Origin of the sequence: Tenacibaculum piscium (assembly GCF_021390755.1) — a bacterium.
GTDB lineage: Bacteria > Bacteroidota > Bacteroidia > Flavobacteriales > Flavobacteriaceae > Polaribacter > Polaribacter piscius.
This window is the reverse complement of record NZ_JAJGWR010000001.1, coordinates 780,012-806,297: the sequence shown is the minus strand read 5'-3', so window position 1 is coordinate 806,297 and position 26,286 is coordinate 780,012. Positions and strand designations below refer to the sequence as shown.

The window sequence follows — 26,286 nt, the reverse complement described above, 5'->3', positions numbered from 1 at the left end:
GAAATGTTAAATAATTTTCCTTTTAATCTTATAAACACCTTACAATAATTAATTATTGTAAGGTGTTTTATTTTATTCTTTATTAAAATGATAAAATTTCAATCACTTTAACATACAAATATCTAAAATTAGGCATTTTAGTTACATTTTAAGTTAAAAAACACAATTTAATATAACATTTAGTTAATATTGTATCAATGTTAATATTATATTAAAACTAATTTTACATAAAATTAAAAAACCCTTCATTAATACTCGTTAAAAACCGCTATTAATTTTATGATATTCTCTAAAAAAACCTTTCAAAAACAAGCTGTAGCATTACTTACATTATGCTACTCTTATGGATTTAGTCAACAAGCTGAACCAGCGCTTCCCAAATCAAAAGTAAAAGAAACTGTAGCCTGTACTAAAGGATATAGTCATAAAAATCATAACGAACACGCTAGTCAAAACAGAATGGCTAGACCCGATTCTCCTAGTACTTTTGCTGCTTGGGCATCTTATGGTGGAGCTGACTTAGTCCGTGAATTGAAAGAAGCGACCGATTATGACACTAATTTAAGACCTCTTTTTGACTATGGTCAATACGGTGGCTCATTATTTTCTAGTGCCAATGTTAAAGCGGTTGCAGATGCTGTATATAATATTTCAGTCGCTTATGATGGTAGAGAATCTAGTGGAATGCTAGGAATGGTAACCTACTTACATTGCGCAGGATACCATGAATTTTTTCAAGCAGAAATAACCCTAGATGCAAATGCTAAAACTGCCTATAAATATGCAGTTCAATACCTTGCTAAAAACCCTCGATTATGGGATAATACAGAATATAACTTAGGTGTTTTAGACGAGTTTTTAATAATGTGTGATTACGATGGTATAAGAGATAAAGATTTTGTATTAGATGTAATCAAAACAGCGATCCGTAATTTAACAGAAAATGATACTTGGAGAGAAGTTGTTGATAATCAACAAATGCTAACAAAATATATTTCTGCGTACAACAGAATATTCTTCTTAATGTTTAGAGGAATGCAACCCGTAGATATTGAATATGAAGCATCCCTAAATAATGATCCTGAATTTTTACAATTATTATCAGATTTAGCTACGGATACTGAATTACGAGATGAAAATGAAGATTTAGCTTTAATGGTAAATAATGCCATTGGAGAAATGACCAGAACTGCTGATAATTCAGATGTTTTAAAAGATCAAACAGAACCTTTTATTGCCGAAATTGCACAAAGTTATGAGCGATTAACACCTAACTGGTACAAGTCTATTAAATCTATTAATGAATCAGGAAATTGTGCTAAATACAACTTATGTGTAAATATGGATGACATAACTGCCGAAGTTGAAAACATGCTTTTCCCAAATACTTGGACATTTGATGATGGACGTTTAAAAGTAAGAACTCCGTTAGATTATAAAACAGTACAAGAATTATACTACGCATCAAAACAAGTACAAACTCAGTTTTTTAGAGCTTTAGAAACTGATGAACCTGTTACTGGTGACATCAATGTCAACTTAAATATGGTGGTGTATGGTACGATGAAAAACTACCATGACTGGCAAACAATTTTAAACGGTTTAGCTACTAATAATGGAGGAATGTACATTGAAAGAGGTGCAACTTTTTATACCTACCAAAGAACATACGAAGAAAGTACGTTTAGTTTAGAGGAATTATTTAGACATGAATATGTACATTATTTACAAGGACGTTATATTGCTAATGGTTCTTGGGGTGAATCAGATTTTTATAAAGATGGGCGTTTAATTTGGTTTGAAGAAGGTATGGCAGAACATTTTGCAGGAAGTACCGATAATGACGGTGTTCGAATTAGAGAAAGCCAAGGTAGTTCTGTAAAAAATGAAGGTGCTAGTGAATATATGACCGTAAATGAAGTTTTAAATGCAAGCTATGCTGGTGGTTTTAAATTTTATAGATATGGAAACATGTTATGGTCGTATTGGTTTAAAAATGACATAAATACCGCGAGAAAACTTATAAACCTTGTTAGAGCCGATGACATCGCTGCTTTTGATACAGAAATTAACAGATTAGAATCAAGCTGGAGACTAGAATCAGATTTTAAAAATTACTTAAATAACGTAGTTATTGATGAAAATAATTGGTGGGAAGTAGTTACGCCTTGGGAAGTTGATGACTTTTTTGTTGTCGGAAATATTGCCGATATTGAAACAGAATTTGAGGCAATCACAGGGAAAGATGTTACCGTTACTTTAGATGCTTCTACCTCAATTAGACGATTTAAAGTAACAGGAAGTTTAACTTCTGGTCAATTTGAAACAGAATTAAACGAATTAATGACCCAATTAAAAGAAAGTCCTACCGTTAATAATTTTGACTATATCGGAGGATATTATAAAGAAGTTTCTGGTTCAAATGCAACATTTGTAATTACAGGTTCATTAAGAGATGCTACTGTAAGTGATGCTCCTGTTGCTGATTTTTCAAGTGACTTACCATCAACTATCGTTGGCGGAAGCATTCAATTTACGAATGAATCTACAGGATATATTAATTCATATACTTGGTCTTTTCCAGGAGGAACGCCTAGTACAAGTACCGAAAAAAATCCTACGGTAGTGTATGGTTCTCCAGGGAATTATGATGTTACATTAACTGTTACAAGTGCTAAAAGCGGTAATAATACAAGAACAAAAAACACTTTTATAAAAGTACATGGCAAGAGTGATACAGATTATTGTCCAATAAGTATTGGTACAAAAGGTGTTGGTATTCATAGTGTTAAATTTAGCAATTTAGATAATGAAGATTTTGTTTATAACGAAGAAAGGTATTCTGATTATACATCATACGCTGCAGAAGTTAATTTAAACAAAACATACCCTATTGCTATTAAAGCAGAAATTGCTAGTTGGGATAAAAATAACATAAAAGCTTGGATTGACTGGAATCAAGATGGTGATTTTGAGGATGCAGAAGAGGAAGTTTATGCACATATAGGAGCCTTTAAAGAAGGAAGTGTAACAGTACCTTCAAATGCTGTTTTAGGGGTAACAAGAATGCGAGTACGTTATGGATATGATAAAGAAGTATTCGCTTGTGGAGAAGACTCTTATTTTGGAGAGGTTGAAGATTATTCAGTTATTGTAGGTATTGAAGCAAGTACCATTACCTGGACAGGAAACACAAGCACCGACTTTACAGATATCACAAACTGGAATACAAACACTGTTCCAACAAGTTATGACGATGTTATTATTCCTGCAGGATTAACAAAGTATCCTGTAATTGAAACTCCTACAGAAGTAAAAACTATTACAATTGCTTCAGGAGCTACTTTAATTGCCAATGCAGAATTAACAGGAACAGTAACGTATATTAGAAACTTAACAACTGACAATTGGTACTTAGTGGCTTCACCTTTAAAATATGAAACCATTGAAGAATTAAAAGAAAACAACACTTTTGCATCAGGAACAGGAACAAATATCGGACTTGCATCTTATAATAATGACGGAACAGTTTGGAATTATTTATCAAACAATTCTAAAGGGAATATTACTTCTGCACAGGGGTATTCTGTTAAATTAAACGGTGCTTCTAATTTAGTTTTTACAGGAAATATCAATTCAACAGCTGTGAATTATGGCATTACAAAAAATGTAAATGATTTTAATTTAATTGGAAATCCTTATACTTCATACGTTAAACTTGGTGATTTCTTTAAAGACAACGCCACGGGAACTGTTTTATCAGAAGCTACGATTTGGCTTTGGAATCAAGCAACAAATAGTTATGATTTAAAATTAGGTACTGCTGATGCAAATTATCAAATAGCGCCAGGACAAGGATTTTTTGTAAGTGCTGCTGCTAATACTAATGTAACATTTAGCAAAGAAAATCAAAGTCATCAATCGGATACTTTTCAAAGACAAGCAAAAACTGAAATCAATTTAAGTGTAAGCGAAAATAATACGGTAAAATCTACCAAATTATATTATATCGACGGTACAACTACTGGTTTTGACAACGGTTATGACGGAACTGTCTTTGGAGGAACAATCACTAATTATGAACTTTATACACAGTTAGTAAGCGATAATAACGGTAAAAATTATGCCGTTCAATCATTGCCTACCAACAATTTAGAAAACACTATTGTTCCTATCGGATTGAAAGTAAGAGCTGGTAAAAAAGTAGAATTTTCAGTAAAAACAACGAATTTACCTGAAAATATAATCGTTTATTTAGAAGATAAAGAAAACAATACGTTCACGAATTTAAGTGAGGGAAATTACACAGTAACGGTAACAAAAGACGCTACGGAAATCGGTCAATTTTATCTTCATACCAAATCTAAAAGATTAGACGCAAATCAAAATATTGCTTCTTTAAATAAATTAGCTGTTTATAAATCGTCTAATTCTACAGTAACAATTACTGGTTTAGAAGCTAAAAAAGCACGTGTAATCCTATATTCAATACAAGGAAAACAAGTATTCTCAACAGAAATTAAATCCAAAGAAAATGCGACTGTTAATTTACCAAAATTAGCTTCAGGTATTTATTTAGTTAAAATAATTTCAGAAATAGGAGAAGTTAACAAGAAGATTATTTTATAATTTTTTATATTTTTATTTATTTTTTAGAGACGAAACAGGTTGCTTTTTAGCAACCTGTTTTATTTTTCAAACTACTTTTTTAATTATTTTTATACTATTCTTTATTATTTATAATTGTTTTTAAAACACCTTACAAGTTGTTTTCACTAAGAAAACAAGTACAAAAAACAGCAAAAAAATAACAAAACAGCAACAATAACATAACTTTAAAAATTAGTTTTGTTTTTTAAAAAATAGTGTACATTTGCACCGCAAAACAGAAAGATAACTAATTATCAAGCATTTAGGAATTACATTTATAGGATTTGTACTACTGATGAGTTTTACAACACCAAAAACAAAGATTGAAAAAACTACTACTACTCCAAAAAGAACAGGATATCCTGTTGAAGAATTGAGTTTCCCTTTTTTATTAAAAAACTTTGTTGGTTTTAAAGAAGCCTTAGCTTTTAAAGAATCACAAGGAAAATATCGAGTAATAAATACGCTTGGTTATTTAGGAAAATATCAATTTGGAAAAGAAACCTTAAAAAGATTTAGAATTTACAATATCAGTAATTTTCTTAAAACGCCAGAATTACAAGAAAAAGCATTTATCGCATATTGTCAGGTAAATAAATGGATTTTAAGAAAAGATATTAAACGAAGTGTTGGAAAAATTATCAATGGAACTAAAATTACAGAATCTGGGATTTTAGCGGCAGCTCATTTAAGCGGTGCTGGTAATGTTAAAAAATATTTACGTTCACATGGTGTTATTCGCTTTAATGATGCTTATGGAACCTCAATAAAATCATATATGAATGATTTTTCAGGATACGATGTTTCTCGTATTGATGCGAATAAAAAACCAACTCTTTAATCTCTTTAATTAAAACATAACAGATTTTAAACTATTTTACATCAAAAAAGACCACTTTATAAAGTGGTCTTTTTTTGATGTTTTTTTGATAATTCTTAATTATGATAATTTTCAATAATTAGGACTTATGAATGATAAAAATAGTCGGTCTTTTATGCAAATCTGTTTTTGTATTTTTCCATTCTTTTACCGTATATGTTTTAATATATTCTGATGGAAGCGTAATATCGCAGGCAACACAAACACGTGTATCCGCAGATAATGTATTTCTTAAATCATCTAACATTTTTTCATTTCGATACGGCGTTTCAATAAATATTTGCGATTGATTTTTAACATTTGAAAGCTTTTCCAGGTCTTTAATCGCTCTTTTTCTTTCTGATTTATCAATAGGTAAATACCCATTAAAGGCAAAGTTTTGACCATTCATTCCCGAACCAATCATCGCCATTAAAATAGAAGAAGGACCTACTAACGGCACTACTTGAACTCCTTTTTCGTGAGCTAATTTCACAATACTTGCCCCAGGATCAGCAACTGCAGGAACACCTGCATCGGAAAGTAACCCGATAGAAATTCCTTTCTCACAAGTATCTAAATAATGTTGTATTTCAATGTCATTTGAATATTTATCTAACAACAATAATTCTAAAGCAGGTTGCGATTTATGAGGTGTAATTTTTTTAATAAATGCTCTTGCTGATTTTTCATTTTCTACAATAAAATAATCAAGATGTTCAATTACTTTTTTAACAGAAATAGGCATTACCTCTAAAGGTTCGGTATCGCCTAACGTCGTTGGAATTAAGTATAATTTACCTTTCATTATTTTCTAATTTTGAAGCGATGATTTCACACACTTTATCTAACATTTTATATACATTTTCGAAGCCTTGATTTCCGCCATAATACGGATCAGGAACTTCGTTATTTTCAGCAGCAATTTCATTCAAAATCATGGTTACTTTTTCAATTTCTGCTGATGTCGTTGCCATTGCAATAATGTTCTTATAATTTTGCAAATCCATCGCATAAATTACATCAAATTCATTAAAATCTGATTTTTTAAATTGACGTGAGCGTTGTTTTGTAATATCGATACCGTATTTTTGAGCAACTTCAACCGATCTTTTATCGGGCGTTTCGCCAACATGATGTGCCGATGTTCCTGCAGAATCGACTGTAAAAGATTCATTTAATTTTGAAGCTAAAATACCTTGTGCCAATGGCGAACGGCAAATATTCCCCAAACAAACCATCAGTATTTTATATTTTTGTTTTTTTTTGATTGACATAGTAATTAAAGTGCTAATTTTGATGTTAATTCATCAACATATTTTTTAAATTGCTTGTCTGTTTCTCTTAAATTATCGACTGTTTTACAGGCGTGTAATACGGTGGCGTGATCTCGCTTACCAATCTGACTTCCAATACTTGCCAAAGATAATTTAGTTAATCTTTTAGCAAAATACATCGCCAATTGACGTGCCTGAACAATGTGTCTTTTACGTGTTTTCGATTGTAAAGTTGCCACATCCATATCAAAATATTTTGAAACTACTTTTTGAATATATTCAATAGAGATTTCTCGTTTGGTATTTTTAACAAATTTATCAACAATTTCTCTAGCCAATGAAACGGTAAATTCTCTTTTATTAAAAGAAGCTTGAGCGATCATCGAAATAATTACACCTTCTAATTCTCGCACATTTGCTTTTACATTTTTGGCGATATATTCAATAACATCTTCAGGCATTTCAAGCCCATCTCGATACAATTTATTTTGAAGAATAGACACACGTGTTTCAAAAGAGGGTGCTTGTAATTCTGCGGATAATCCCCATTTAAAACGAGATAATAATCGTAATTCGATATCTTTCATATCCACGGGTGCTTTATCCGAGGTTAAAATTACCTGTTTTCCATTTTGATGTAAATGATTAAAAATATGAAAAAACACTTCTTGCGTACCTGTTTTTCCTGATAAAAATTGGACATCATCAATAATTAAAACATCGACCATTTCATAGAAATGAATAAAGTCGTTTCGAGTATTCGATTTTACGGAATCAACAAATTGCTGGGTAAATTTTTCTGAAGAAATATATAAAACTGTTTTATCAGGATATTTATCTTTTACCTCAACGCCAATTGCTTGAACTAAGTGTGTTTTTCCGAGTCCAACGGGTCCATAAACCAACAGCGGATTAAACGATGTTCCTCCAGGCTTATTGGCAACTGCCATTCCTGCTGAACGTGCCAATCTATTGGCGGCACCTTCAATATAATTAACAAAATTATAGTTCGGATTTAGTTGTGACTCTATCTTAACTTTCTGTAAACCAGGGATTACAAAAGGATTTTTAAGTTCTCTTTTAGTCCCCGTAGGAACGGCTACTTTTTGAGGCTTTACAGCCCTGCGATTAGAACTCGGGATTTTAACTATTTGCGGACTATTACTACTGTACGTATTTTCCATACGCACATCATAAATTAACTTTGCATCATTCCCTAATTGTTTAACCAACGCAACTCTTAATAATTTAAGATAATGCTCTTCTAGCCATTCATAAAAAAATTTACTAGGTACTTGAACTGTAAGAGCTTCTTCCGCCAACTTAACAGGTTTAATTGGCTCAAACCAAGTTTTATATGCCTGGGGTTTAATGTTATCTTTGATGAAAAACAAACATTCATTCCAAACTGAATCAGCAGTTTTAGTCATGTGTGTTAAAAACAATTTTAGGTGTTAATTTTAATCTGTTTTATAAGGATTAGAGGGTTGCCATAACAGACTGCAAAAATGTGAATAAAATTCAGGATAAAAAAACCAATCCCCTATTGGTTCTTAATTATTATTTGCGTAATGTTATTGTGAATTAAACACAAAATATACTTTGAAAAAAAACAACACTACCATTCGAGTTCGCTATGCTGAAACAGATCAAATGGGCGTAGTTTACCACGGTAATTATGCACAATATTTAGAAGTCGGACGTACTGAATTACTACGTTCTATGGGCATTACTTACAAAAACATGGAACTTTCAGGAGTAATGCTTCCTGTTATTTCATTGTCCTGTAATTTCAAAAAATCGGCTTTATATGATGATGAAATAACCATTACAACTAGCATCAAAAAAATGCCTGCCGTTAAGATAGAATTTGACTATGAAATAACAAATCAGCACAACGAATTAATTGCGACCGCTAAGACAACCTTAGCATTTATGAACAAAAAAACTAAAAAACCAATGCGTTGTCCTGAATATATTTTAGAAAAATTAACAGAAAGTAGGTGAAAAAAATCATAAAAACGTATAAAAAAGTAAAAATCAATGAAAATATATACGAAAACAGGCGACAAAGGCACTACTGCTTTATTCGGCGGAACTCGTGTTGCAAAACATCATTTACGCATTGAAAGTTATGGTACAGTCGATGAATTAAATTCTTATATCGGCTTAATCAGAGATAAAAACAACACTGAAAATAATACTGAAAACACCGATAAAAATAGCACTAAAAACATTCAAAAAACGTTACTTAAAATCCAAGGTGATTTATTCATTTTAGGAGCAATGCTTGCTACACCTCCCGAAAAAGAAACGTTAAAGAATGGTAAAAAACGCTTAAATATTGATACAATAACCGATGGTTCTATTCAATTTTTAGAAGATGAAATTGACGCAATGAATGCCGATTTACCACAAATGACTCATTTTATTTTACCTGGCGGACACGAAACTGTGTCATTTTGTCATATAGCGAGATGTGTATGTCGTAGAGCGGAACGTTTATCGGTGGCTTTACACGAAGAAGAAGCGATTGATTTAGCTATTTTAAGTTATTTAAACCGACTTTCTGACTACTTATTTGTACTGGCACGAAAATTGACCAAAAACTTAAAAGTAACGGAGGTTAAATGGACTCCTGAAAAACGATAAAAACAACAAAAAAACACTTGGCTTATTACAAATAAAAAATTATTTTTGTAATAATCTTTACTTAAACAGATAAAAAAAATGTACTGGACACTTGAACTAGCCTCATATTTAGCAGATGCACCTTGGCCTGCCACGAAAGACGAATTAATCGATTATGCTATTCGTACGGGAGCACCCCTAGAAGTGGTTGAAAACTTACAAGACATTGAGGATGAAGGTGATTCTTATGATTCAATCGTTGAGATTTGGCCTGATTATCCGACAGAAGAAGATTATCTTTGGAACGAGGACGAATACTAAGAATACAAATATAAGAAGTCTCTTTTAAGAGGCTTTTTTTTTGCTTACTTTTAAGCATCAAATTACATACCTATAATAGACTTATCAAAGACTTATAATAACGGTTAATAAGTCATAAAAAAATATTTTAAAAATGAGCGTGTTAAACTCGATTCTAAAAATTTTTGTTGGTGATAAACAACAAAAAGACCTCAAATCTTTACAACCAATTGTTGAAAAAGTACGATATTTCGAAAATTCATTAAGTAGTTTATCAAACGATGGATTACGAACGAAAACTATCGAATTTAAAACTAAAATTAATGATGCTACAAAATCTTTTACACAAGAAATTGCAAAATTAGAAGAAGAAGTTTTAACTGCGGATATCGACCGTCAAGAAGAAATTTATACTAAAATTGACAAATTAAAAGACGAAGCATACGAAAAATCAGAAGCTGTTTTATTAGACATCATGCCTGAAGCTTTTGCCGTAGTTAAAGAAACCGCAAAACGATTTACCCAAAATGAAGCCGTTGAAGTAACTGCTTCTGCTTTTGATAGAGAATTATCAGCAACAAGAGCCCACGTTACCTTACAAGATGAGAAAGCTTTTTGGGCAAGTTCTTGGGATGCTGCGGGTAAAGAAGTTGCTTGGGATATGATTCATTATGATGTCCAATTAATTGGTGGTTCGGTATTACATCAAGGAAAAATTGCCGAAATGATGACTGGTGAAGGGAAAACTTTAGTGTCTACCCTACCCGTTTATTTGAACGCCCTAACAGGGAACGGTGTACACGTTGTAACGGTAAATGATTACTTAGCAAAACGAGATAGAGCGTGGATGGCGCCTATTTTTGAATTCCACGGATTATCTACGGATTGTGTTGATTTTCATCAGCCAAACTCCGAAGAACGTAGAAAAGCGTATAATGCCGATATCACCTACGGAACAAATAACGAATTTGGTTTCGATTATTTACGTGATAATATGGCATCATCAAAAGATGATTTAGTACAAAGAGCGCCTAATTATGCCATTATTGATGAAGTCGATTCTGTTTTAATTGATGATGCACGTACCCCTTTAATTATTTCTGGACCTGTACCGCAAGGAGATCGTCATGAATTTAACGAGTTAAAACCGCTAGTTGCCGACTTAGTCGCTATTCAAAATAAATATTTAGTAGGCGTTTTAGCAGAAGCTAAAAAATTATTAAAAGCTGGCGACGAAAAAGAAGGTGGTTTCTTATTATTTAGAGTTTACAGAGGACTTCCTAAAAATAAAGCCTTAATTAAGTTTTTATCTCAAGAAGGAACCAAACAAATTCTTCAAAAGACCGAAAACTTTTATATGCAAGACAATAATAAGTTAATGCCTCAGGTAGATAACGAATTATGGTTTACCGTAGAAGAAAAAAATAATCAAATTGATTTAACAGATAAAGGAATTAATCATTTATCAGAAAAAACACAAAATAATACATTCTTCGTATTGCCTGATATTAGTGTTATCGTTGGTCAAATTGACAAAAGCGATGATGCTCCTGAAGATAAAGCCAATAAAAAAGAAGCTTTATATCGTGATTTTAGCGTGAAAAGTGAACGTATTCATACCATGAATCAACTTTTAAAAGCATACACTGTTTTTGAAAAAGATGTGGAATACGTAGTGATGGACAACAAAGTAATGATTGTTGATGAACAAACGGGACGTATTATGGATGGTCGTCGTTATTCTGATGGATTGCATCAAGCCTTAGAAGCAAAAGAAAATGTAAACATCGAAGATGCTACCCAAACTTTTGCAACCGTTACCTTACAGAATTACTTTAGAATGTATCGCAAATTATCTGGAATGACAGGTACGGCAATTACAGAATCTGGAGAATTTTGGGAAATTTATAAATTAGATGTTGTTGAAATTCCAACAAACAGACCTATCCAAAGAGATGATAAAGAAGATTTAGTTTACAAAACTACCCGTGAAAAATACAACGCCGTTATTGAAGATGTTGTAAAATTATCAAACGCAGGTCGTCCAGTACTTATCGGAACAACATCCGTAGAAATATCAGAATTATTAGGAAGAATGTTACAAATGCGTAAAATTCCTCATAATATATTAAATGCAAAATTACACAAAAAAGAAGCCGACGTAGTTGCCGAAGCTGGAAAACCTGGTATTGTAACCATTGCTACCAACATGGCAGGTCGTGGTACAGATATTAAATTATCCGAAGAAGTTAAAGCCTCTGGAGGTTTGGCAATTGTAGGTACAGAACGTCATGATTCTCGTCGTGTTGACCGTCAGTTACGTGGTCGTGCAGGTCGTCAAGGAGATGTTGGTTCAACCCAATTTTATGTGGCTTTGGATGATAATTTAATGCGTTTATTTGGTTCTGATAGAATTGCCAAAATGATGGACAGAATGGGCTTAAAAGATGGAGAAGTAATTCAACATTCGATGATTTCAAAATCTATTGAAAGAGCGCAAAAGAAAGTCGAGGAAAACAATTTTGGTATTCGTAAGCGTTTATTAGAATATGATGATATTATGAATGCACAACGTGAATTTGTTTACAAACGTCGTCGTCATGCCTTAGATGGAAAACGTTTACAGATTGATATCGCCAACATGATTTATGATACCTGTAATTCTATCGTAACTCAAAATAAAGCCAATAACGATTACAAAAATTTCGAGTTCGAATTGATTCGTTTCTCTGCAATGACTTCTCCTTTTTCAGAAGAAGAATTCAATAAATTAACTGCACAAGAAATAATCGATAAATTATATGTTATTGTTTCGGCACATTATAAAAATGATACCGAACGACACGCACATACGGCTTTTCCTGTCATCAAAAATGTTTTTGAAACCGAAGGCGACCGCTACGAACGCATCATTGTTCCTTTTACTGATGGTTCAAAAACATTACAAGTGGTAACCAACTTAAAGGAAGCGTACGAATCGGAAGGAAAATCATTGGTGAACGATTTTGAAAAAAATATTACGTTATCAATTATTGATGAAAACTGGAAAGATCATTTACGTAAAATGGACGAACTAAAACAAACCGTTCAAAATGCAACCTACGAACAAAAAGATCCGTTATTAGTCTATAAATTTGAAGCTTTTGAATTGTTTCAAGCAACCGTTGATGTTATTAATAAAGAAGTTTTATCTTTCTTATTTAAAGGACATTTACCAAGCCAAGATGTCGATCAAGTAACAGAAGCTCCTGAACAACAAGAAATTCAGCAATTAGATACTCGTAAAGAGGAAGTTCAAAATTCTTCGCAACAAGCGATGAATAGCGCTCGTAATCAGCAAACGCAAGAAGAATTACCAATTACAGAAACAATTGTACGTGAAGAACCGAAAGTTGGACGTAACGAAAAAGTTGTCATCAAAAATGTGATGAACGGCGAACAAAAAGAAGTGAAATATAAACAAGCAATTCCGCTATTAGAAGCAGGAACTTGGGTATTGGTTTCTTAAATAATATAGTATAAAAATCTAAAAAAAGCTCGGTGAAAACTGAGCTTTTTTTGGTTTTATAGATATCGTTTTAATGATTCTAGAATCACTTTTTACATTTACAAAACTATTTGATTACCAATACTTCACAAATAATTCTCTTTAAAAACACATTCAAAAAGTATATTTGATAAAACACAGCAAGTGTCGTTAATATCGTTTAAGTATCCTTTTTAAGATGAAAAAAAAGATGAAAAAAAATTCGAAAAGAGCTTTAGAAATTGCCGTTATTTCCGACCTTCACCTTGGTACTTACGGATGTCGTGCCAATGAATTGCACAATTATTTAAAATCTATAAATCCAAAAATTTTAATTTTAAATGGTGATATTATTGATATTTGGCAATTCAAAAAAAGTTATTTTCCAAAATCTCACATGAAGATTATTAAGCAATTAATGTCTTTTATCACCTCGGGAACAAAAGTGTATTACATCACAGGAAATCATGATGAAATGTTTCGAAAATTTAAAGGATTTCGACTTGGAAGTTTTGAAATTGTCAATAAACTCGTTCTGGATATTGATGGAAAAAAAGGCTGGTTTTTTCATGGCGATGTGTTTGATGTTACCATGCAACATTCAAAATGGCTGGCAAAATTAGGAAGCATTGGCTACAATATTTTAATTCTGATAAATACTGCCGTTAATTGGTCTAGTAATAAACTCGGATATGGAAAATTATCCTTTTCTAAGAAGATAAAAAACAGCGTAAAAGGTGCTGTAAAATTCATCAATGATTTTGAAACAACGGCTTCAGATATCGCTATTTCTAGCAATTATGATTACGTAGTATGCGGACATATACATCAGCCTGAAATAAGAGTTATACAAAATGAAGAAGGTGAAACTACGTATTTAAACTCTGGTGATTGGATTGAAAATTTATCAGCCTTAGAATATACCGATAAAACGTGGTCATTATATGAATACGAAAAAGATGAAATCGCCCAAAAATTAGACGACCGATTAAATAGTAATGAAGTCGAATTTTTAGACGCAGAAAGTAGTAATAACAAACTTTTTGAAGAACTTTTAAAAGAGTTTAACATCAACAAATAACAAAATTTACACTTATGAAAATTTTATACGCTTTTCAAGGAACAGGAAACGGACATGCAAGTAGAGCTACTGAAATACTCCCTTATTTACAACAAAAAGGAGAAGTCGATGTGTTAATTAGTGGCTACCAATGTGATTTAGCACTTCCTTTTGAAGTGAAATATAAATATTATGGTTTGAGTTTTATCTTCGGAAAAAAAGGCGGTATCGACTTTTGGGAAACTATCAAAAAAGCAAAACTTAAAAATTTATTCAATGAAATTAAATCAGTTCCGATAGAACAATACGACTTAATTATTAATGATTTTGAACCCATAACCGCTTGGGCTAGCAAATTTAAAAACACTCCGATTATTTCATTAAGTCATCAAAGTGCGGTACTCGATAAAAATGCGCCAAAATATGGAACGCTTAGACTAGAAAGACTTATTTTAAAATATTATGCACCCGTAAAAAAGAAATTCGGATTTCATTTTAAAAGCTATTCCTCAAGAATATTTACGCCAATTATACGCAAAAAAATAAGACATAGCACTGTTATTAATAAAGGACATTATACCGTGTATCTTCCTGCTTATGGTGATAAAAAAATCATCAAAATTCTCTCTAAAATTGACGATATTAAATGGGAAGTATTCTCGAAACATACCAAAGAAAATATCATCAAAAATAATGTGATTATAAAACCAATAAATGGCGATAGTTTTATGAAAAGCATCAGTTCTTGTAAAGGCGTTATCTGTGGAGCAGGTTTTGAAACTCCTGCAGAAGCCTTGTTTTTAAAGAAAAAATTATTGGTGATTCCGATGAAAAATCAATATGAACAACAATGCAACGCACTTTCATTAAAAGAAATGGGCGTTACCGTTTTGAAAAATTTCAATAAAAAACAAGTCTTAAAAATTACTCGATGGACGGCATCTAAAGAAATTATTAACGTAAATTATCCTGATGCTACCCAAGATATTTTAGACAGCGTTTTAGCTCCTTATTATAATCAAAATTACAATCCGCAAACAACACTTCCCGTTGCTACCATTGGATAGTTTCTTGGTGTACACTTTTCAAAAACGCATTCGTTTTTGAAAAGTGTTTACTTCCAAACCAACCTCGCCAAGCTCCTAATGGAGATGGATGCGGTGCTTTCAAAACAATATGTTTCTCTAAATTGATGATACTTCCTTTTTTTTCGGCAAATTTTCCCCAAAGTAAAAAAACCACGCCCGTTTTTTCTTCGGATATTTTTTGAATAACGACATCTGTAAAGGTTTCCCAACCTTGCTTTTGATGACTTCCTGCCTCGCCTTCTCGAACCGTTAAAGTCGCATTTAACAACAAAACTCCCTGCTTTGCCCAACGAGATAAATCACCAGAAATAGGCGGTGAAATTTGCATATCAGCTTCGATTTCCTTGAAAATATTCACCAATGACGGCGGTTGCTTAACGCCATCTTGAACCGAAAAACACAAACCATTTGCCTGCCCTTTTCCGTGATACGGATCTTGTCCAATAATAACGACTTTTAACGCATCAAAAGAACAATCAGTAAAAGCTTTGAAAATATCTTTTTTATCAGGAAAACAAGTATTCTTTTTAAATTCATCATCAATAAAATCAGCTAAATATTTAAAATACGGTTTCTCTAATTCTGTTTTTAAAATATTTTTCCAATTATCAGGAATATTTAACGCCATTGTTTGTTATTTTTGCTTCGGTTTCAAATATACTATTTTGAATAAAAACATTTCAGATAAAACGCTACAAGATTTAGAATTTACAACAGTTTTAGAACAAGTTGCAACACATTGTATTACAAATTTAGGAAAAGAACAAACCCTAAAAATTCAACCAATATCAAATAAAAGACAGCTGTTTTTTGAGTTAAATTTAGTGAACGAATATCTTGCTTCTTTTGAAAATGAAAACAGACTTCCAAATCATTTTTTTGAAGATATCACCCAAGAAACAAAACGATTAACTATCGAAAACAGCTTTTTAGAAACCGATGCTTTTTTAAAAATTGCCACGGTTACCGAAACAGTCAATGAACAAAAAAAGTTCTTGAAGAAATTTCAAACCTACTACCCTACGCTGTTTTCTTTAAGTGATACAATACAATTTACGACTTTTGTTTCAGATAGCATTAAAGAAATAATTACCGCTCACGGAACTGTTTCCGATAATGCTTCGCCAGTTTTAAAACAGCTTCGAAAAGATATTGGTAATATCCGTGGTAAAATATCAGAAAGTTTTTCGCACGCTTTAACACGAAATATTGCCAACGGATATTTAGACGACATTAAAGAAACTGTTATTGATAATCAACGAGTTTTAGCAGTTACCGCCATGCATCGCCGTAAGGTAAAAGGAAGTTTATTAGGCGCTTCAAAAACGGGTGCAATTGTATATATCGCACCGCAAGCAACACTTACTTTTAGCCGAGAATTACAAAATTTAATCTATGATGAAAAACAAGAAATTGTTAAAATATTAAGAGCTTTAGCCAGTAAAATTAATCCTTATACGCCTTTATTAGAAGAATACTTAGTGTTTTTAACGCATTTAGATTCCGTAGGTGCAAAAGCAAAATATGCCAAAAGTATCAACGGATTATTACCTAAAATATCAAAAGAAAAAAAGATATTTTTTAAAGATGCATTTCATCCTGTTTTATGGAAAAAAAATAAAGACCAAAATAAAGAAACCTTTCCGCAAACCATTCGACTCGACGAAAAACAACAAATTATTGTTATTTCAGGACCAAATGCTGGTGGAAAAAGTATTACGTTAAAAACCATCGGTTTATTGCAATTAATGTTGCAAAGTGGCTTGTTAATTCCTGTGCATGAACGCAGTGAAACAACATTATTCAATACTATTTTAACCGATATTGGCGATAATCAATCCATAGAAAATCAATTAAGTACGTATAGTTATCGCCTTAAAAATATGCGTTCGTTTTTGAGAAAATGTAACGATAACACCCTATTTTTAATTGATGAATTTGGTACAGGTTCAGATCCTGAATTAGGAGGCGCTTTAGCAGAGATTTTCTTAGAAGAGTTTTACGAGCGAAAAGCCTTCGGAATTATCACTACACATTACGCTAATTTAAAGGTTTTAGCCAACGAATTGGACAATGTAACCAACGCAAATATGCAGTTTGACGAGCGAACTTTAGAACCTTTGTATAAATTATTTATCGGGCAAGCAGGGAGTTCTTTTACCTTTGAAGTTGCTCAGAAAAATGGGATTCCGTATAGCATTATCAATAGAGCTAAAAAGAGAGTTGAAACTGAAAAAATCCGTTTAGATAAAACTATTTCTAATCTTCAGAAAGAGCGAAATCGCTTACAAAAAACGTCTGATAGCTTGGTTAAACAAAAATCAAAAGGGCAAGAACATATCGATAGTTTACAAGAAAAAGAAGAAAAAATACAAAGCAAACTCTCTGGTTTTCAAGAATTATACGACAATAATCAACGAATGCTTTCTTTAGGAAGAAAAACAAACGAGCTGTTAAACAAGTATTTTCAAACCAATAATAAAAAAGAATTATCAACCGAATTCTTTAAATGGGTTGCGATCGAAAATACGAAACGCATCAAAAAAGCACCGCTTAAAAAATTATCTAAAATAGAAAAGAAACAAGATTTAATTACCAATCAAAAACAAAAAGAAGCCATCAAAAAAACAGAAAAAGAAGTGCTTCAAAAAGTAATCAAAATTAGAGAACAGAAAAAAGAAGAAGCCAAAAAAATAGCCCTAGAAAAAGCTTCGTATATCTATAAAATAAATGACAGAGTACGTTTAATTGATGGAAACTCCGTAGGAACTATCGATAAAATTGAAAAAAATTCCGTTTTTATCAATTATGGTTTTTTTACAACCAAAGCAAAAATAGAACAGTTAGAATTGGTCGAACGTGCCAAAAAATAAATTTTATATTTAGTTACATTAAGACCTCACAGGTTTTAAAAACCTGTGAGGTCTTAATGTAAAATCTTGAAAATTACTCTAAACCTTCCATTTCTTTATCATAAAACTCGCCTGCTTTGTCCATTAAATCGGCAAGTTCTGTTGTTATATCTTCTTCCATTTCTCCCGATAAATCTTCAAACCACTCTACTTCATCATCTTTTAAATTGATTAAAAAACGTGGATATTCCGTATGTAATACGAAAACGTCTTCGGGGTGATTGCTGTTATCTGCTAATAAAAATTTAGGTAATTCCATAAAAAATGTAGTATTAATATTTTATTTATTCCCAGTAATTTCGGGATTTTCTTTAATTAATTTTAATGATAATCTATTAAATCGAATAAATAATAAAATAGATGCCGTAGTTAATCCTGCTAATAATCCTAACCAAATTCCAAAACTTCCGTAGGTTTCTGCTGTTCCTAAAAAATAACTAATCGGAAAACCAATAACCCAATACGATATAAAGGTAATTAATGTTGGAATTTTAACATCTTGCAAACCTCGCAAAGCACCTAAAACAACAACTTGAATACTGTCAGATATTTGAAAAATTGCCGCGGCGATCAATAAGTTTGCCGCAGTTTTCATTACTTCCATATTGTCGGCATAATTTTCAGCATCGCTTAAATCAATATATAAATTAGGAAGCGATTTATGAAATAAATAAAATAAAGTTGCAAATCCGATTGCCAAAAGAATCCCTAATAAAAAAATAGAAAAAGCAATTCTTCTTAAATCTATAAACTTATTCAAACCTTTTTGATTTCCTACCCGAATCATCGAAGCAACGCTTAATCCCATCGCAACCATGAAAGTCATCGAAGATAAATTTAACGCAATTTGATTTGCCGCTTGTGCATTTCTTCCCAATAATCCACTCAACCAAATCGCAGCAGTGAAAATACCAACTTCAAAAAACATTTGCATCGCACTCGGTGTTCCTAAATTAATAATCCTTTGAAGCATTAATTTATCCAATACAAAAAATTTAATATTCGTAACCAATGCTCTCGAACGCTCTTTTTGAGTTAGCATCCACCAAAGGTGTAAAACCATCACAAAACGAGAAAGTAACGTTCCGTAAGCCGCTCCAACAATTCCCATTTCTGGAAAACCAAACTTCCCGAAAATTAATAAATAATTTAAAAGTACGTTTAAAACATTTCCTAAAATAGTAGCATACATCGGATAGCGAGTCATCGATAAACCATCGCTAAATTGCTTAAATGCCTGAAAAATAATCATCGGAATTAAAGAAAATGCCACCAAATCTAAATAAGGAATCGCCAAAGCAACAACCTCAGTAGGCTGTTTCATTAAATACATTAACGGCTTTGAAAAAAATAATAATAAAAACATTAAAATTCCAATGACAGTACATAAAAACAACCCATGTTTAAAAGTTGATTTTGCTTCTTTAAAATTATTAGAAGAATCTGCCTCAGCTATTAAAGGCGTAATCGCTGTCGAAAATCCAATTCCTAATGACATGGCAATAAACATAAAACTATTTCCCAAAGAAACCGCTGCCAATTCTGCTGTTCCTAATTGACCAACCATGATATTATCGACAAAACTAACAAAAGTATGCCCTAACATTCCGAGCATTACAGGAGCCGCTAGTTGCCAATTATATTTAAATTCTGATGTATATTGTTGTAAATTCAAAGCGTATATTATTTCAAAGCGCGAAGATAACTTTTTTAATACGCTAGGTCTTTATCTTCTTCATTTTTTAATTAATTTAATTATCTTTGTTTTTTATAAAACATACCGAAAAAAATACACAAAATGGCTTCAATAACATTACAAGGAAACGCAATAGACACTATCGGAAATTTACCAGAAGTTGGTAGTAAAGCAACTGATTTCGCTTTAGTAGCTACCGATTTATCAATTAAAAAATTAGCAGATTTCTCGGGAAGCCGATTAATTTTAAACATTTTCCCAAGTGTTGATACAGGAACCTGTGCAACATCTGTAAGAGAATTTAATGAAAAAGTTGCCAACTTAGAAAACACTAAAGTTTTATGTATTTCTAGAGATTTACCTTTTGCTCAAGGTCGTTTTTGTGGCGCTGAAGGAATTGAAAACGTGGTTATGTTATCTGATTTTTCAACAGGAAATTTTGGAAAAAATTACGGTTTAGAGATTAAAAATGGTCCTTTAGCAGGTTTACATTCTCGTGCTATCGTTATTATTGACGAAAACGGAACAATTACCCATACCGAGCAAGTAAGCGAAATTGCTGATGAACCAAATTATCAAGCTGCTTTAAGCGCCTTATAATATTACATGAAAAACCCAAATGATGGCTTTATAAAAGGAAGATTACGTAGTGTAACCTTTGCCTTTAAAGGAATGTGGCTTCTAATTACTACGGAAGATAGTATTAAAACACAGCTTTTTTTCGGCTTTTTAGCGACTTGTTTGGGCTGGTATTTTAACATATCGATAACACAATGGTTAATTCAATGTTTGATTATCGGTGTTGTTTTAGTAGCAGAGGCTTTAAATACAGCTGTTGAAAAAATAGCTGACTTTATACATCCTGAGTATCATGAAAAAATAGGATTCATAAAAGATATTGCCGCAGGAGCTCCAGCTTTTGCGGCACTAACTTCCTTGATTATTGCTGGAATAATCTACCTTCCTAAAATAATAGCTATATTGTAGCTTTCAATTTATTTCTAACATAAATACATGGCAAAAAGAAAGATACCGACACTAAAGAATCAATCTAAAATTATTTTTTTTAGAACTAAACTTGCTTCTTTTTTCTCGAAAAAACAAAACGTAACTATTTTAGGCGCTTTTTTAGTGCTTTTTTCGATATTCTTAATCGTTGCTTTTATTTCCTTTTTCTTCTCTTGGCAAGAAGATCAAAGCACGTTATCAGAATTTTCCGATAAAACAATTGTTACCAAAAATTTATTAGGAAAAATAGGCGCTATTTTAAGTAATTTTTTTATTTATAAAGGCTTTGGTTTAGGTGCTTTTCTGATACCTGTCGCTCTGTTTTTTACAGGAGCTCGAATTTTATTACAAACCAATTTAAGGAAAATAATAACCTCTTGGAATTGGTCGTTATTAATCATGTTATGGATTGCAATTACCTTAGGTTTTTCAGCACCTAAAAACGCCATTTTACCTGGAATTATAGGCTTTGAATTAAATGCTTATTTTCAAACATTTTTAGGAAAAACAGGCGTTATTATTTTACTGTTTTTTTGGTTGATTGCCTATCTAATTATCAGATTTAAAATTACACCTGAAAAAATTAATCAGAAAATAAAAATAGTTCAAGAAAATCAACTTAAAAAGAACGAACTAAAAGAACAACAACTAAAAGAAAATTTAAGAAACGAAAGTTTAAACAACCAAAACTTTAAAAACAACCAACCAACTACTGCCGAAAATAGGAACATCATAATTGATGAAACCATCGAAAAAAGACAAGAAAAACAAGAAACAAGTACTCAAACACCGATTCCTAATTTTGAAGCACCCGTTGAACACAACAATAATACACCAGAAAATACCGCTGAAAATATTATTGAAAATACTGCTGAAGTAAAAATATCAACACAAAAAATTGAAGCATCAGTAGATAGAAATTCCGAAAATGAAGCGTTAATAAATGAATATTTAGTTGATAGAGCATCAGTTAATGAAGCGTTAGAAGATACACCTATTACTGTTGATTTTCCTATTAAAGAACCTTCTTATGAAGAAACTCCAACAGAAATTGTAAAAGAAAACCCAACAGAAACCATAAGCAAAATACCTGAAATATCTGAAGAAACTTTAGATGAACCTTTGATTCCTGAAAATAAAAGTAATGAAATCAACGAAAAAAACATAGTACCATCAGAAGAAAAAACCGTTGAAAAAGAAACTGAAAAACAATCCGAAACACAAAAAATAACACCTGAAATAACCACAGAAAAAACAGCAGAGAAAACACAACCTGAAACAGTAAAAACAATATCAGAAATACCTAACGATACTCCTAAAATTGAAGTTCCTGAAGAAACAATAAAAGAAATTAAAGTTGCTGTTGAACAAAATTCTGAAGAAAAAAGTGTTGCTGAAAACTTATCAGACCAATTGGTAAACGATTTTGGTGAGTTTGATCCAACCTTAGATTTAGGACATTTTAAATTTCCTGACTTTAATTTATTAAAAGAATATAACGAAGTTATTTCTATAGATCCCGAAGAATTAGAAGCCAATAAAAAACGAATCGTAACCACGCTTCAAAACTATAAAATTGGAATTTCTGAAATTAAAGCAACCGTAGGACCTACCATTACCTTATATGAAATTGTACCAAATGCAGGAGTTCGAATTTCGAAAATTAAAAATTTAGAAGACGATATTGCCCTTTCGCTATCCGCTTTAGGAATCCGAATTATTGCTCCAATTCCTGGAAAAGGAACTATTGGTATTGAAGTTCCTAATAAAAAATCGACTATTGTTTCTATGCATTCCGTTATTTCCTCAAAGAAATTTCAAGAAAGTCAAATGGAACTCCCAATTGCTTTAGGAAAAACTATTTCCAACGAAACACTTGTGGTTGATTTAGCTAAAATGCCTCACTTATTAATGGCTGGTGCAACAGGACAAGGAAAATCAGTTGGATTAAACGCCGTATTAACATCTCTTTTATATAAAAAACATCCTGCGGAAGTAAAGTTCGTTTTGGTCGATCCGAAGAAAGTAGAATTGACATTATTTAATAAAATTGAACGTCATTATTTAGCAAAATTACCCGATTCAGAAGAAGCAATTATTACCGATACCACCAAAGTTGTACATACCTTAAATTCACTTTGTATGGAAATGGATGCTCGTTACGACTTGCTTAAAAATGCCATGGTTCGTAATATTAAAGAGTATAATGTAAAGTTCAAAGCTCGAAAATTAAACCCTGAAAATGGGCATAAATTTTTACCGTATATCGTATTGGTAATTGATGAATTTGCCGATTTAATTATGACCGCTGGTAAAGAAGTAGAAACGCCAATTGCCCGTTTAGCACAATTAGCACGTGCCATTGGAATTCATTTAATTGTAGCGACACAAAGACCTTCTGTAAACGTAATTACAGGAATTATTAAAGCCAATTTCCCTGCTAGAATTGCCTTTAGAGTAACTTCTAAAATAGATTCAAGAACTATTTTAGATGCTCCTGGAGCCGATCAATTAATTGGTCGTGGAGATATGCTGTATTCTGGAGGAAATAATTTAATTCGTATTCAATGTGCTTTTGTCGATACGCCTGAAGTAGAAAAAATAACCGACTTTATTGGCTCACAACGTGCATATCCTGAAGCATATTTATTACCAGAATATGTTGGCGAAGAAACTGGCACAAATCTTGATAGCAATATTGATGATAGAGATAAATTATTTAAAACTGCGGCGGAAGTTATTATTACCGCACAACAAGGTTCGGCATCTTTATTGCAACGAAAGTTGAAATTAGGATACAATAGAGCAGGTCGAATTATTGACCAATTAGAAGCCGCTGGTATTGTAGGTCCTTTTGAAGGAAGTAAAGCAAGAAAGGTTTTAGTTCCTGATTTTATCGCACTAGAAAAATTATTAGAAGACGAAATAAAATAACGATTTCTAAAGTATTAAAAGTGTACATAATAATCAAGAATTATAACGCATACTTATAAAAATACTCCTGTTATAGAACAGGAAAAATTAAATATACATACATGAGAAAATTAGCATTAATAGGAATTGCATTATTTATAAGTTTTAACACAATCGGTCAAAATACCTCTTCTCAAGCTAAAGAATTATTAGACCAAGTAGCCAACAAAATGGGTGCTTATTCCAATATGTTTATCGATTTTAATTCTTCTTTAATCAACAAAGAAGCAGGAATTATAAACGATACCCCTATCCGTGGCGAAATTAAACTCGCTGGTGAAAAATATAACCTAAACTATCTGGGTAATAATTTTATTTTTGATGGAAATAAACTTGTGGTTATCAATCAGGATGAAAAAGAAATAACCATTTCTGATAGCGATTTAGACGAAGATGATGGCTTTATTTATCCTTCTAAATTATTGACATTCTATAAGAAAGGCTATACTTTTTCGATGGGAAAATTAAAGAATAATAACGGACGAAAAGTCCAATTTGTAGATTTATTTCCAATAGATAGTAATTCTGATATTGTAAAAGTAATGCTTGGTATCGATGCTAAAACAAAACATATTTATAAGTTAATTCAAATAGGTTCAAACGGTGCTGAAACAACTTTTACTATCGTAAAATTTAAAAGTAATCAACCTATTTCAAGTAATTTATTTTCATTTGACAAACAAAAATATTTAAAACAAGGTTATTTTATAGACTAATTAAAATAAATAAAATTGATGTTCAATTATAAAAACATCACTAAATATTATATTTAATAGTACGTTTTGTGAATAAATAAAATTTATTCACAAAACTTTTTTTATTTACACCACTAACCTACTTACCTTTGCTTCTGTGAAAACATTAGACAAATATATTTTAAAAAGCTTCTTACAGCCTTTTTTAGCAACTTTCTTAATCATACTATTTGTATTGGTAATGCAGGCTTTATGGCTTGCTTTTGATAGTTTTGCAGGAAAAGGAATTAGTATCGGAATTATCTTAAAATTCCTTTGGTATACGACATTACTTGTTACGCCACAAGCGCTACCTATCGGAGTTTTACTCTCCTCTATTATGACGCTTGGAAGTTTATCCGAAAATTATGAATTTGCTGCGACCAAATCAGCAGGAATTTCATTGCCTAGAATGGTACGTCCTTTGGTTATTTTAACACTCTTTTTAAGTGGATTAAATTTTCTGTTTTTAAACAATGTGTATCCGTACGCGATGTTAAAACAACTAAATATGCGCGTAAACATCAAAAAGAAACAACCCGCTATCGCCTTAGTTGCAGGAAGTTTTAATACTGAATTACCCAATTTTCAAATTAAATTTGATGAAAAATACGGTGAAAAAGAAAATCTGTTAAAAAATGTAATGATTTATGATTTATCGGCTAAAAAAGGAAATAATAAAATTATCACCGCTAAAAAAGGAGAAATTTTATCCGAAGAAGGTAGCCGATATATGACCCTTGTTTTAGAAGATGGCTACTATTTTGAACATCATGTTCGAAATGGCGCACCTCTTAAAGAACGTCAAAAAATGCCCGCCTCACAAGCCTCTTTTGATGAATATACTATTAATATTGATATTTCATCATTAAGCGGTGGAAACTTAGAAGAAGAACGATACAAGACTCAATACAATATGCTGAGCATCAATCAGCTAAAAGACACTATTCCTACATTAAAAGTTAATTATGATGCTTTTATTGCTAGTAGAGCCAAAAATTTATTTTTAAGCCTCGATATAAAAGATTTACACGCATATCCTGATTCTTTAGTAAATAAAAAAGTAGCTAAAAATGTGCTTGATAATTTCAATCTTATTGAACAACAAAATATCTTAAATGGTGCTAGTTCCAAAATTGAACGCAGTATCAATAATCATGATTCGAATAAAGAAACCTTAAAAAGAAAACGAAAATACTTAAATTTATACGATATCGAATTTTATAATCGAGTTGCCTTTTCACTTTCTTGTTTATTGTTATTTTTTATAGGTGCACCTTTAGGTTCTATCATCAGAAAAGGTGGTATGGGATTGCCAATGATTTTAGCAATTGCTATTTATGTTCTCTATTTTTTCACCAACACTTTTGGGAGAAATCTTGCAGAAGAAAGCTCACTAACTGCTATCACAGGTTCTTGGCTAAGTGTATTTTTAATGCTACCTTTGGCTATCATATTAACAATTAGAGCCAGTAAAGATAAAGGTTTATTTGACTTTAAAAGTTTTATTCTTATCCCGATTAGTAACTTATTTAAAAACATATTCTCTAAAAAAGAGAAAACAACATAAAA

Annotated in this window: 20 protein-coding genes; 14 read left to right on the top strand and 6 right to left on the bottom strand. The window is 31.7% G+C overall.

Annotation, left to right across the window (positions count from 1 at the left end; translation table 11 throughout):
• The first annotated feature begins 279 nt into the window (after positions 1 to 279).
• Both L0U72_RS03805 and L0U72_RS03800 read left to right on the top strand, forming a co-directional pair.
• On the top strand, positions 280 to 4,629 hold the full coding sequence (locus L0U72_RS03805) for a collagenase (RefSeq protein WP_233898450.1): 4,350 nt from the start codon (positions 280 to 282) through the stop codon (positions 4,627 to 4,629).
• Positions 4,630 to 4,945: 316 nt separating this feature from the next.
• A complete protein-coding gene (locus L0U72_RS03800) occupies positions 4,946 to 5,491 on the top strand; it encodes a peptidoglycan-binding protein LysM (protein WP_233884207.1) in 546 nt (181 codons plus the stop codon).
• Between the two features lie 118 nt (positions 5,492 to 5,609).
• Here L0U72_RS03800 and L0U72_RS03795 read toward each other — a convergent pair whose 3' ends face one another.
• From L0U72_RS03795 to dnaA, 3 genes are read right to left on the bottom strand one after another with little or no spacing between them, the layout of a single operon-like run.
• A complete protein-coding gene (locus L0U72_RS03795) occupies positions 5,610 to 6,317 on the bottom strand; it encodes an SAM-dependent methyltransferase (RefSeq protein WP_233898449.1) in 708 nt (235 codons plus the stop codon).
• A complete protein-coding gene (locus L0U72_RS03790; protein WP_233898448.1) occupies positions 6,307 to 6,786 on the bottom strand; it encodes a low molecular weight protein-tyrosine-phosphatase in 480 nt (159 codons plus the stop codon). The genes L0U72_RS03795 and L0U72_RS03790 overlap by 11 nt, the downstream gene beginning before the upstream one ends.
• Before the next feature lie 5 nt (positions 6,787 to 6,791).
• Entirely contained in the window at positions 6,792 to 8,216 is a 1,425-nt protein-coding gene (dnaA, locus tag L0U72_RS03785) for a chromosomal replication initiator protein DnaA (RefSeq protein ID WP_233898447.1), read from the bottom strand.
• A 172-nt stretch (positions 8,217 to 8,388) separates the two neighbouring features.
• On the opposite strand from dnaA, the gene L0U72_RS03780 reads away from it, so the two are divergent.
• The 6 genes from L0U72_RS03780 to L0U72_RS03755 all read left to right on the top strand — a co-directional run bounded on the left by L0U72_RS03780 (position 8,389) and on the right by L0U72_RS03755 (position 15,370).
• Complete coding sequence (locus tag L0U72_RS03780; protein ID WP_233898446.1) at positions 8,389 to 8,793, top strand: acyl-CoA thioesterase; 405 nt, start codon at positions 8,389 to 8,391, stop codon at positions 8,791 to 8,793.
• 36 nt (positions 8,794 to 8,829) lie between these two features.
• The gene (locus tag L0U72_RS03775) at positions 8,830 to 9,438 is read left to right on the top strand and encodes a cob(I)yrinic acid a,c-diamide adenosyltransferase (protein ID WP_233884214.1); all 609 of its coding nucleotides are present in this window, start codon (positions 8,830 to 8,832) and stop codon (positions 9,436 to 9,438) included.
• 78 nt (positions 9,439 to 9,516) lie between these two features.
• Positions 9,517 to 9,738: a DUF2795 domain-containing protein gene (locus L0U72_RS03770; RefSeq protein ID WP_101916964.1), complete on the top strand. Its 222-nt coding sequence runs from the start codon at positions 9,517 to 9,519 to the stop codon at positions 9,736 to 9,738.
• Positions 9,739 to 9,871: 133 nt separating this feature from the next.
• Positions 9,872 to 13,225: a preprotein translocase subunit SecA gene (secA, locus tag L0U72_RS03765; RefSeq protein ID WP_233898445.1), complete on the top strand. Its 3,354-nt coding sequence runs from the start codon at positions 9,872 to 9,874 to the stop codon at positions 13,223 to 13,225.
• 229 nt (positions 13,226 to 13,454) lie between these two features.
• Positions 13,455 to 14,324 carry a UDP-2,3-diacylglucosamine diphosphatase gene (locus L0U72_RS03760; RefSeq protein WP_101917056.1) on the top strand — a complete coding sequence of 290 codons (870 nt, stop codon included), beginning with the start codon at positions 13,455 to 13,457 and terminating at the stop codon, positions 14,322 to 14,324.
• A gap of 14 nt (positions 14,325 to 14,338) precedes the next feature.
• The gene (locus L0U72_RS03755; protein WP_233898444.1) at positions 14,339 to 15,370 is read left to right on the top strand and encodes a glycosyltransferase family protein; all 1,032 of its coding nucleotides are present in this window, start codon (positions 14,339 to 14,341) and stop codon (positions 15,368 to 15,370) included.
• Here L0U72_RS03755 and ung read toward each other — a convergent pair.
• A complete protein-coding gene (ung, locus tag L0U72_RS03750) occupies positions 15,357 to 16,019 on the bottom strand; it encodes a uracil-DNA glycosylase (protein ID WP_233898443.1) in 663 nt (220 codons plus the stop codon). The two genes, L0U72_RS03755 and ung, sit on opposite strands and share 14 nt — an antisense overlap.
• A 37-nt stretch (positions 16,020 to 16,056) precedes the next feature.
• Between ung and L0U72_RS03745 the strand changes: the two genes are divergently transcribed.
• Positions 16,057 to 18,264 carry an endonuclease MutS2 gene (locus L0U72_RS03745; RefSeq protein ID WP_233898442.1) on the top strand — a complete coding sequence of 736 codons (2,208 nt, stop codon included), beginning with the start codon at positions 16,057 to 16,059 and terminating at the stop codon, positions 18,262 to 18,264.
• A gap of 73 nt (positions 18,265 to 18,337) precedes the next feature.
• On the opposite strand, the gene L0U72_RS03740 is transcribed toward L0U72_RS03745, so the two are convergent.
• Entirely contained in the window at positions 18,338 to 18,562 is a 225-nt protein-coding gene (locus L0U72_RS03740; RefSeq protein WP_058885356.1) for a hypothetical protein, read from the bottom strand.
• Between the two features lie 21 nt (positions 18,563 to 18,583).
• On the bottom strand, positions 18,584 to 19,978 hold the full coding sequence (locus L0U72_RS03735) for an MATE family efflux transporter (RefSeq protein ID WP_145993203.1): 1,395 nt from the start codon (positions 19,976 to 19,978) through the stop codon (positions 18,584 to 18,586).
• Between the two features lie 123 nt (positions 19,979 to 20,101).
• Between L0U72_RS03735 and tpx the strand changes: the two genes are divergently transcribed.
• The 5 genes from tpx to L0U72_RS03710 all read left to right on the top strand — a co-directional run bounded on the left by tpx (position 20,102) and on the right by L0U72_RS03710 (position 26,284).
• Positions 20,102 to 20,599 (top strand): thiol peroxidase, encoded by a 498-nt coding sequence (gene tpx, locus L0U72_RS03730; protein WP_101916959.1) that lies wholly within the window; start codon positions 20,102 to 20,104, stop codon positions 20,597 to 20,599.
• A 6-nt stretch (positions 20,600 to 20,605) separates the two neighbouring features.
• Entirely contained in the window at positions 20,606 to 20,986 is a 381-nt protein-coding gene (locus tag L0U72_RS03725) for a diacylglycerol kinase family protein (RefSeq protein WP_233884222.1), read from the top strand.
• 27 nt (positions 20,987 to 21,013) lie between these two features.
• Positions 21,014 to 23,941 carry a DNA translocase FtsK gene (locus L0U72_RS03720; RefSeq protein WP_233898441.1) on the top strand — a complete coding sequence of 976 codons (2,928 nt, stop codon included), beginning with the start codon at positions 21,014 to 21,016 and terminating at the stop codon, positions 23,939 to 23,941.
• A gap of 101 nt (positions 23,942 to 24,042) precedes the next feature.
• Positions 24,043 to 24,696 (top strand): LolA family protein, encoded by a 654-nt coding sequence (locus L0U72_RS03715; RefSeq protein WP_233897747.1) that lies wholly within the window; start codon positions 24,043 to 24,045, stop codon positions 24,694 to 24,696.
• 136 nt (positions 24,697 to 24,832) lie between these two features.
• Positions 24,833 to 26,284: an LptF/LptG family permease gene (locus tag L0U72_RS03710; protein WP_233884225.1), complete on the top strand. Its 1,452-nt coding sequence runs from the start codon at positions 24,833 to 24,835 to the stop codon at positions 26,282 to 26,284.
• Positions 26,285 to 26,286: the final 2 nt, after the last annotated feature.